This window comes from Phormidesmis sp. 146-12, assembly GCF_052939495.1.
The window spans coordinates 23,362-33,335 of sequence record NZ_JBJPHS010000074.1; the positions used below are offsets into that span (position 1 = coordinate 23,362).

10 protein-coding genes are annotated in these 9,974 nt (G+C 46.0%); 9 read left to right on the forward strand and 1 reads right to left on the reverse strand.

Annotation, left to right across the window (positions count from 1 at the left end):
• Nucleotides 1-475 precede the first annotated feature (475 nt).
• The 9 genes from ACKFKF_RS24875 (at nt 476) to ACKFKF_RS24915 (ending at nt 8,303) form a co-directional block, all read left to right on the forward strand.
• Nucleotides 476-667 (forward strand): hypothetical protein, encoded by a 192-nt coding sequence (locus ACKFKF_RS24875; RefSeq protein ID WP_446870147.1) that lies wholly within the window; start codon nt 476-478, stop codon nt 665-667.
• Complete coding sequence (gene cax / locus ACKFKF_RS24880) at nt 667-1,773, forward strand: calcium/proton exchanger (protein WP_446859820.1); 1,107 nt, start codon at nt 667-669, stop codon at nt 1,771-1,773. Before ACKFKF_RS24875 ends, cax begins: the two co-directional genes overlap by 1 nt.
• Nucleotides 1,774-2,175: 402 nt before the next feature.
• Entirely contained in the window at nt 2,176-3,549 is a 1,374-nt protein-coding gene (locus tag ACKFKF_RS24885) for an ATP-binding protein (RefSeq protein WP_446870148.1), read from the forward strand.
• A 213-nt stretch (nt 3,550-3,762) separates the two neighbouring features.
• Nucleotides 3,763-4,494 carry an LmeA family phospholipid-binding protein gene (locus tag ACKFKF_RS24890; RefSeq protein ID WP_446870149.1) on the forward strand — a complete coding sequence of 244 codons (732 nt, stop codon included), beginning with the start codon at nt 3,763-3,765 and terminating at the stop codon, nt 4,492-4,494.
• A 76-nt stretch (nt 4,495-4,570) separates the two neighbouring features.
• Nucleotides 4,571-5,098 carry a DUF2231 domain-containing protein gene (locus ACKFKF_RS24895; protein ID WP_446859824.1) on the forward strand — a complete coding sequence of 176 codons (528 nt, stop codon included), beginning with the start codon at nt 4,571-4,573 and terminating at the stop codon, nt 5,096-5,098.
• 132 nt (nt 5,099-5,230) lie between these two features.
• Nucleotides 5,231-5,587, forward strand: coding sequence for a hypothetical protein (locus ACKFKF_RS24900; RefSeq protein ID WP_446859825.1), 357 nt, complete (start codon nt 5,231-5,233; stop codon nt 5,585-5,587).
• Between the two features lie 387 nt (nt 5,588-5,974).
• Entirely contained in the window at nt 5,975-6,838 is an 864-nt protein-coding gene (locus tag ACKFKF_RS24905) for an SDR family oxidoreductase (protein WP_446870150.1), read from the forward strand.
• A 302-nt stretch (nt 6,839-7,140) separates the two neighbouring features.
• Nucleotides 7,141-7,806, forward strand: coding sequence for a hypothetical protein (locus tag ACKFKF_RS24910; protein ID WP_446859827.1), 666 nt, complete (start codon nt 7,141-7,143; stop codon nt 7,804-7,806).
• Between the two features lie 116 nt (nt 7,807-7,922).
• A complete protein-coding gene (locus ACKFKF_RS24915; RefSeq protein ID WP_446870151.1) occupies nt 7,923-8,303 on the forward strand; it encodes a hypothetical protein in 381 nt (126 codons plus the stop codon).
• A gap of 419 nt (nt 8,304-8,722) precedes the next feature.
• On the opposite strand, the gene ACKFKF_RS24920 is transcribed toward ACKFKF_RS24915, so the two are convergent.
• Complete coding sequence (locus tag ACKFKF_RS24920) at nt 8,723-9,466, reverse strand: DUF928 domain-containing protein (RefSeq protein ID WP_446870152.1); 744 nt, start codon at nt 9,464-9,466, stop codon at nt 8,723-8,725.
• Between the last annotated feature and the right edge of the window lie 508 nt (nt 9,467-9,974).

Genomic DNA, 9,974 nt, shown 5'->3' on the forward strand with positions numbered 1-9,974 from the left:
AAGTTTTTGGGGTTAGGGAGATGGGGTAAAGCCTGCTGTAGAGGCAGAATCAAACAAATTGCCTCTAGCTAACGTAATTCATTTGTACTATACAGCAAGACTTTAATCGCGGGCGATTCGCAAGCTTCGTCAAAAACACGATCGCCGCAGCCAGGGTAGAAGACCAAAGGATCAGCTTAAAACAGCTTTGAAATTGGATAAAAACTTAACGGGAAACCGATTTTCAGAGTTTGAATCAGTTTCAATCAAACGGAACTATAGCGAAACCCTTCTCACAGACAAATCTGACTCAGCGCTTAGAATTTGGGGGATCAGGTCAGTCTTAAGCGTTACATTCTCAAGCGCTACAGATTTTTGAAAAGGCAGAGCGATCGATAGTCAGGCGTTTCACTCGGCCTTTCAAAAGGAATCGGAACCTGCAACATAACTGATTGAACCGCAAAGCAGAAGTCAACTTAAGGATGGCTTAAGAGTTTTGTACAAGACTTTACGATCGCTTCAGACCTCGAAAGGATTTGTAACTCAAATTGTTGCTCAAATTGTTTGGCTCAAATTGGTGCCTCAAACCGACGACTCAAATCAAAAGAAGCAACTTCCTACAAAGCGTTGCGATCGACTAGGTATTCTAGATCCCGACGAACTCCCTTCACCGATTGAGAAGTTTTAATGTCAGTCAAAAATCTAATTTTTATTTTCCTGCTGCTGTTTGTGCCTGTGTCGATCGCGGCTCACTTTCTGCATTGGGGATCGCTGGTCGTCTTTGTCACGGCAGGTTTGGCGATTCTACCTCTGGCCGCCTGGATGGGCACCGCCACCGAAGAAATTGCCGTAGTCGTAGGAGCCACCCTGGGCGGACTGCTCAATGCCACCTTTGGCAACGCAACGGAATTGATCATTGCCTTGGTTGCCCTTAACGCGGGACTGATCGATGTCGTCAAAGCCAGTCTCACGGGATCAATTATTGGTAACTTGCTGCTCGTGATGGGGCTATCGATGCTGCTGGGAGGACTGCGCCACAAAGAACAGGAATTTCAGCCGATCGTCGCGCGGGTCAATGCATCTTCGATGAATCTGGCTGTGATTGCGCTATTGCTGCCGACAGCGGTCAACTACACCTCAACGGGGATCAGTGACCTGACGATTCAGAAACTCTCCGTTTCGGTTGCCTTTGTGCTGATTGCTGTTTACTGTTTGACACTGCTGTTTTCTATGAAAACCCACACCTATCTCTATGATGCCGGGGTCGCAGAACAGGAAGTTGTCGAAATCGCCTCCGCCAACCTGACCGGAGAAACGGATCGCCACACCGTCAATCTCTGGCTTTGGGTGGGAGTTTTATTAGCCTGCACGCTGCTGGTGGCGATCGAGTCCGAACTTCTGGTCGATAGCCTAGAAGAAGCCACCTCTAAATTAGGATTGACTGCCCTATTTACGGGCGTGATTTTGCTGCCGATTATTGGCAACGCTGCGGAACATGCAACAGCGGTCACAGTAGCCATGAAAGACAAAATGGATCTCTCCGTCTCAGTCGCCGTCGGGTCGAGTCTGCAAATTGCCTTGTTTGTAGCTCCGCTTCTAGTGATCGTGGGCTGGATTTTGGGAAAGCCAATGGATTTAAACTTCAACCCATTTGAATTAGTCGCTGTTGCGGTGGCAGTTTTGATCACCAATTCGATTAGCTCTGATGGGCGATCGAACTGGCTCGAAGGTACTTTGTTACTTGCTGCCTACGTAGTGCTGGGATTAGCCTTCTACTTTCATCCAGTCGATTAATTAAACAAGCTGAGAAGCGAGGGAGAAATTAGCTCATTTATAAGTTGATTACTTAGAAACTCCCTCATCTCAGCCCAAAAGCGGATTGCAAATCATTACAGCCCTGCAACAATCTAACTGTCAGAAACAAGTAAGAATTTAATAAAAATTTACTAATTCAATAGAGATTGCTGAATTTGGATTAAATTCATTAAAAAACAGAAATTGATTAACTGTTTAGCCTCTCCAGAAGGAAGTAAAACGCTAACTAAAACGATTTGCTACTCACTGTAATCAATCAGTAATCAATTAATTTCTCACGCTTAATTCCATTTGAGAGGCAAGTTCTAAAACTGTTTTCAGGCAATTGATCTGAACACAATTTTTCCTGTCAAAGAGCAATTTTTTGTATTGGGCAATGACATGGATGAACAAAGAAATACAGACGATCGCACCCTAATCGTCAGACATTTAGAGCAAATAGAACAGCGTGAAGCTGAGTTGTATAAAGCCGTCAGTGAGGACTCTGTTGGACAATCTAGCCTACTTGGTTACTTGGCGGCGCTCTCGACTGCCCTTGAAGAACTGAGGGCCGCTGAAGGGGTTCTCTATCAACAAAATGAGCACCTCAACCACGTCCGGGAGACGCTAGAAACTGAGTATCACCGCTATCAAGACTTATTTGAATTTGCTCCCGATGCTTATTTAATTACTGATATCTACGGCAAGATTCAAGAAGCAAACCAGGCTGCATCAGAGCTTTTTAGCCTAAACTCAAAGTGCTTGGTGGGCAAGGTTTTAGAAAGTTTTGTGCGTGGAGATTATCAGCAAGCTTTTCGATCGTTGCTACTACAATTACAGACGGTCGATCGCATTCAAGAATGGGAAATCAAGCTAATCACTAACAACCAAATTTCTTTTGATGCAGCGCTGACGATATCAGTCGTTAAAGATTGTCAAAATTGCCCGATCGCGCTTCGTTGGCTAGCGCGTAACATCACGGCTCGCAAACAAATGGAGCAGCAACTTCAACAAATGCAGCTTCAAAATCTGGAATTGGTTGAAGCCGATCGCTTAAAATCACAATTCATCGCTACGATGTCTCACGAATTACGCACTCCGATGAATGCGATTCTGGGATTTTCAAACCTTCTGCTGCGCCAATTTCACCATCGATTTGAGCCACAGCACTTGAGGATGATCGAGCGAATTTTTCAAAACGGTCAACATTTACTGACGCTGATTGAGGACATTTTAGACTTTTCAAAACTACGATCGCGACAATTAGAACTTCACCTAGAATCATTTGATTTATGTGAGCTTGTGACAACTCTAGTCGAAGACCTGAAACTGCAAAAAAATCAGAAAAATATTCAAATACAAGTCCATTTGCCTCAAGAATTAGAGATTGTTAACGATCGCAAGCGAGTTCGACAAATTCTTGCCAATCTGCTTTCAAATGCGATTAAGTTCACAGACCAGGGATGGGTCACGATCGAAGTGGAAGTGTGGCGAGATGATCGAGTGGCGATCGCCGTTCGAGACACCGGAATTGGCATCGCTGACCAAGATCTCAAGTCAATCTTTCAAGAATTTCGACAAATCAACCAGACTGCGACCCGCTGCCAGGGCGGAACAGGATTGGGGTTAGCCATCACCAAAGCACTAACGGATCTAATGGAGGGAGAAATTTCCGTTGCGAGCCAACTGAGGCAGGGATCGACTTTTTTGGTTGAGCTTCCTCGCTATTTGACCGATCTACCCGCCCAAACCAGAAAGGCTAGAGAGTTGAACTAAACTAGAATTGGCAGCTTGGGGAGCGGAAGTGCTGGATACCGAAGCGAAAATTTTGCACCGCATTCACATTAAACTCAGTTGTTCTCAATGATGCCGCTCTTTGCTCTAAAGGTAGAGAACGATCGCTCCGCCTCTCTATCGCGTTGTAGATTCGGTTTGTCTTGGTGATGTCTTAAAGTATCGCCATAGAACGATAGGCAAAGGAGCGATCAGATGCCCGATTTGGGAGAGCAAGCCCTCAACAAGGTTGCAGAAATAGGAATTTCTAGCCAACTAGATGAAGTCGAAAAATTGGATGTAGAAATTGAAACCGATCCGCTAAAGCTAGTTTCAGGAGCGGTTGATTCAGTTTCCATCAAAGCAGAAGGGATGGTCATGCAGCAAGACCTCCGGATCGAAGAAATGCAGGTGAATACTGGAAGCGTTTCGATCAATCCGTTGAGTGCTGCTTTTGGCAAGATTGAGTTAAACCGTCCGACCGAAGCGGAAGCTTATGTTGTTTTGACAGAAGCAGATATTAATCGTGCTTTTCAATCCGATTTTATTGGTGAGAAAATGCAAAATTTGGATGTTCATGTCAATGGTCAAGTCGCGACAGTAGACACCCAAAAAGTTGAATTTGGTCTACCTGGAGAAGGCAAAATCGCCCTGAGTACTGATGTGATTTTACAGGACACCCAAGAGAGAAAGCGAGTTGCTTTTACGGCAGTTCCTAGAGTCAGTCCAGATGGTCAGCAAGTCCTATTAGAAGATCTGCACTATACAGAAGGACAAGACCTTCCTCCTGAGTTGACAAACGCGCTTTTAGAACAAGCTAAGAGTCTACTAGATCTCCAAAACTTTGAGCTAGAAGGCATGGCTTTGAAACTTAAAAAATTGGACGCTCAACCAGGAAAGTTAACCCTGGAAAGCGAAGCCCATGTAGAGCAATTTTCTGCCTCGTGATCAACTTATCAAGAGAATTTTCTCAAAGCCGATAGCAACTATTTAACCTCACTTTCTCACCCCACAGGAGACCCTTATGACACGCGCAAGAACCCCTAGCATTCCTCCCATTATTGAGGCGGATGAGGCAGAATATCGAGATAGCGGTGTCCCCAGTACCGTTGCGATCGCTGGCCATCCTCTTCACCCTTTGTTAGTCACGTTTCCGATCGCTTTTCTCACGGGCGCTCTGGGCACTGATGTTGGCTACTGGCTCACCAGTGATTCTTTTTGGGCAAGAGCTTCTTTTTGGCTAATCGGAGCCGGGATCGTTTCAGGATTGGTGGCTGCGGCGACTGGAATGAGCGACTTTGTGAAAATCGATCGCGTTCGTGAACACAGTGCAGGCTGGGCCCACATGACCGGAAACGTGGCGGCTCTGGTAATTTCAGCAGCAAGCTTTTGGTTGAGGTGGGGCAACCAAACTGGGGCAATTTTGCCCACTGGATTGATCCTCTCGCTGATTGTAGCGACGCTGATTGCAATTACAGGATGGTACGGTGCAGAACTAATTTATCGTCACAAGGTTGCGGTTATTGGTTATGGGCCAAAGCATCGTCCGTAGGAGTCTACTTCTCGATTGTTAGAGGCTCAATTCTCCTGCTTTTGGAGTACTCAATTATTCACTCATTTGAAGGAGGCGATCGTGCCTCTTTTTTTTTATATTTGTACTCATGAAATTTGAGATGTAACTGTTATGAACAAGGACTCAAAGCCTGCTGATAATCAATCTGGGATCAACCAACCGATGACTCCCCAAGAGGTCGATCCAGAGCAAAAACGAGCACACAGAGAAGAGTTGGATAAAGAATATTTGGCGAGCAATCCTGGCGATCGCATTGACGAATCGAAATCGCTCGAAGAAAAGGCTCAACAGGTGGCTGTAGATGCTCCTGATATCACGGGTGATCACATTGTGGTTCCGACCTACTTTGTTTTTGAAACGCCAGAGGGTGAGAAGAAGCCACTACACCATGTCAAAGATGCCGAAGAGATTTCGGACATGATTCGTATGGCAAGATTGAACGAAGATGGAGAACAAGTTTGGCGTTAGATCTCTCTACCTTGTTGCTAATTTTTGGTGATTAGCAGGTAGAAAGAGAAGGAGAACTTGAGCAGATGTGAGTATTTTGTTCTCCTAAAAGCCGAATAAATAAACCTGCGATACAACTCCCCAATATTATCCCAAGAAGCTTATTTTTTGGGATTTTTGTTTGTCTGATCTCATCTAAATTTGAGTCAATTCTTTCGCTTCACCGTCTAGATTCTTTGTCCTCTACAAAATGACAAACTTTAGGACAAAATCGGCTCAAACTCTTCCCTTTAGCGGGGATATAGGAGAAGTTTTGGGTTAACAATTAGCGAAGCGTTTGATCAAATTCGCGCTAATTCAACTTCATCAAACCCATAACAAACCAAACAATTTAGTAGGAGAAATCTCATGTCTCAAACCGCAGAAACACAACAGCCTGCTCAACATCAAGATCAACGTCCCGGAAAAGAGTCTGAAATGCAACCCTTGCCCCGTAGCCAGGGGTTTCACTACAAAGGAAGTGAAAAGTTACTCAACAAAGTGGCTCTGATCACGGGGGGCGACAGCGGCATTGGTCGTGCGGTGGCCGTTCTCTACGCGAAAGAAGGCGCAGATGTCGCGATCGCCTATCTCAACGAAGACGATGATGCTCAAGAGACCGCAAAAATGGTCGAAAAAGAAGGACGACGCTGCCTATTATTACCTGGAGATTTGGGTGACGAGCAAACTTGTAAACAGGCAGTTCAAAAGACGATCGCTGAATTTGGGCACCTGGAGATTCTGGTTAACAATGCCGCCGAGCAGCACCCTCAAGAAAGCATTGAAAACATCACCGCCGAGCAGTTAGAACGCACCTTTCGCACTAATATTTTTGCGATGTTCTTTTTAACCAAAGCGGCTTTGCCTCACCTTCAATCAGGTAGCGTTATTATCAACACGACTTCTGTTACCGCCTATCAAGGTAATCAACAACTGCTCGATTATTCGTCCACAAAAGGAGCGATCGTAGCTTTTACACGTTCCCTGTCTCAGTCACTTGTGAAGAAGGGAATTCGAGTAAATGGGGTTGCGCCGGGGCCGATTTGGACTCCATTAATTCCTTCGACTTTTCCAGAAGAGAAGGTGGAGAAGTTTGGTCAACAGGTGCCGATGCAGCGAGCAGGTCAGCCAGAAGAAGTAGCTCCTTGCTATGTGTTTCTTGCCTCTGACGATTCTTCGTACATGTCGGGTCAAATCTTGCACCCCAATGGTGGCGAAATTGTAAACGGATAGAGTGATGAAAAGCTGACAGTTATTTCGCTGAAACGCTAGAGATTTATAAGAACGATCGGGGCTGGTCTTGTTTGCCGTCCCGATTCGTTTTTTTAGATACAAAATCTCGCAATTGATCTCTCAAAATAGGTAAATTTTGTTTTTGATCTGTAGCTGATGATGGAGCAAAGAACTCTTGAAGTCGCCTCAGTTGATAGAGTGACCGCCCTGGCTATTTCGCAATGATGAATGTACGCTGAAGGGAATAACAAATTCCAAAAGAAACGCATCCACTTCAAAGAATAGTCAAAATATACTTCACCATGTTTCAGACAATCCGATTTGAAAATGACTTTTTTGATCTAAAAACACCTTTAATTCGTCGCAAACACTCTGCCTTTGAAATCGAAGATTTGCCGGGTTTGTGGCGCATTCACTGGCAGCTAGGTGACACAACAGTTTTGTCAACTTTTTATACTCGAATCGATCAAGCCTGTCTATTGTGGGGGCTAATCTCAGCCATCATTTTCATCACCGCACAGTTTGCCGCGATCGACTGGGGCACTCAAGCCATTCTCTGGTCAGGACTGACGCTCATCGGCACTGCAATCATGGTCAAACTTGCCCGCCGCTGGACAACGATCGAGCCGTTAAATCAAGTCATTGCCGCCTGGGTCATCTTGATGCTTGGAGGTTTGGTACTAACTAACCTGAGCGTTTTTCTCGGTTGGGGACAGGTCTTGGCGCAACTCTGCACGCTCTGGCTAGGACTCAATGCACTCGGCTACCTGTATACAGGGCTAAAGATGCGATCGCGGGCCTTTTTCCTCGTAGCGCTCGTACATCTTCTAGGAATTGCCGCTCTACCCTACGTTGGGGGCTGGCAATTTTTGACCACTGGCATTCTCATCGGGTTTAGTTCGCTGCTGTTGGCTGAGTTGCAGTGGGATTCAAGCGGCGTTTGTGCAAATCATCGTTTGGGCGATTAGAAACACTTAAATCTGCGGGATTTCCTCTTGCTTAAATCTTTCTAAAGTTGGATACTTGAATTACAAACGGTAGCTTAAACTACAGAAATCTCGGAACCCCAGCCCAGTGTTATCCTATGCGACCCTCTCACCGCAGCGCCAGTTATCAATTCCACGCCCCTACGCTGGAAGTCAGAGAAAGCGAACTGATTAGCCCTTTTGTGGTTGGTGGTTGGCAGTGTCACACCGCACTGGGTGCAAACCTCCCCACCAATTTTCAGCCAGCCGACAGCATCAAGGGTTTGGCTACTAACAAGTCTGGTCGTGAGTCCTGTTCTGAGTCCCGAAAGGTACGAACCGTCGATCGTCCTCTTCACATCTTGCAAGAAGTCGGGCACATCCACAACGCCAACATTCAGCGTAGTCTCACCCATCGGATACAGATGGCCAAACAGCGCGGCGACCAGCAACTTCTAGATGCCCTGGCGTCAGAATTTAGAGCGATCGCGCCATTCTAACCAGTTTTTTAAGGTTGTCTAAACAGTTTTTCTAAGTTTGTAGGTGAAGGTTATGGGTGGTGCGAAGTTAACAGCTTGGTGCCACCTTTTTATATGAACAGCAATGTTGTGTGAACAGCAAAAAGTAACCATTAAGAATGGAGTAAGAAATGTTAAAGCTAAGGATCGTAAATTAAATAAGATCGTTTATCGCCAAGTTACTTCGCCCCCTAAATCCCCCATGCTGGGGGACTTTGAGATCAAAAAAATTCTGAAATTCAAAACGGGTTTGAGCTTCAAAGTCTCCCAAATTTAGGGGATTTAGGGGCTGCAACCCATTCAAACGAAGCCAAAATCAACTGACCAAGCTTATCTAGAGAATCTCAGGTTAATAGACTCACGTTCCTAAGAGTCTAGTGAATAACTTTCATCCCTCATCCCTATCCCCTAGGTCTAGAACTCCCCGCCAAAGGCTGAGTCACAACCTGATTTAACCCAACTGACTCCAGCAGTTTCTTCCAATTGTCCATTACCTTAGAATCTCTAGAATTAGTGCGCCGCTGATTGACCAAAACGGTTAGTGCTTCGTGCCAAATGCCTGCTTCTGCATAAATTTTGGAATATTGTTCAGGTCTTGATACCTTCAACGCCTGAGATAAGGCTGGCTCTAGCTTTGTGCGTTCGACCCAACCTTCAGACCGCAACCCATTATCAGGCGCATCAGGACTACAAGCGATCGTCAGATACCAGTGATACTGTTTGCCCACTTCGAGCGCGGGAGCAGTTGCGGGGAGCGTAAATTCGACAATTCCGGCCGCAGGCAAGAGTAGCGTTGCTTCGTAAACAATCTTCGTGTCGTTGTCTGACAGCAAGAGAAATTGAGCCGTCTGAATAGTTGTCTTGGGCACAGACCAGAAAAAAGTAGGGCGTGGCGCAATCGTCAAACTCAGATTTCCGGGGGGCATCAGTGCCGTTAAAGGCCGGCCGCCCGGAAGACAAGATCCGCGAGTGGCTCCCCCGGCCGTCGTTTTGGGTGCACCCCGTTTGGTAGGCTTGAAGGCTTGACTGATCAACGTCGGTTTGGCATCCGTCAGCTTAAGGGATTGAGCCGTCGCAGACGAGCTAGAGAAAAGAGCAAATCCAAGTGAGAGAGGAACGATCGCAGCACTGAGAAGAATCTTCATAGTCATGGGTAGGTAAAAAATTTCGCTTTGATGAGATGAAGGGGGCGATTCGTTTTAAGATCATTGATACAGCAAGGGTGCCCCCAAACCCTCACAGACCCTCAACTTCAGAGCTAATGACTTCAAGTAAACCTAATAAAAGCTGAATGGTAAGCAAGGCGAATTTGATGAAGGTTTTTCGCTTCGGTGTTTACATCTTCTGCCCTCCAAACTGCCAATTCTGAGGGACTTTAGAGCAAGATTTCCCTCACCCCTCCTCGCGCAGCGGATTACCCCAAAGGGGGAACAAACCATCGAAGTTCTCCCTCCTCCCTCCTCCATCCTCCATCCTCTACCCTACGGTGTACACACAAGTCCATGCTCACTTCGTTCTAGTCGGCTTCAGCCCCCTAAATCCCCCAAATTTGGGGGACTTTAAGCAAAAAAAACTTCCAGAGTTTAGAACCCTGATCAACGTTCAAAGTCCCCCAAATTTGGGGGATTTAGGGGGCGAAGGATTACGGCAAGT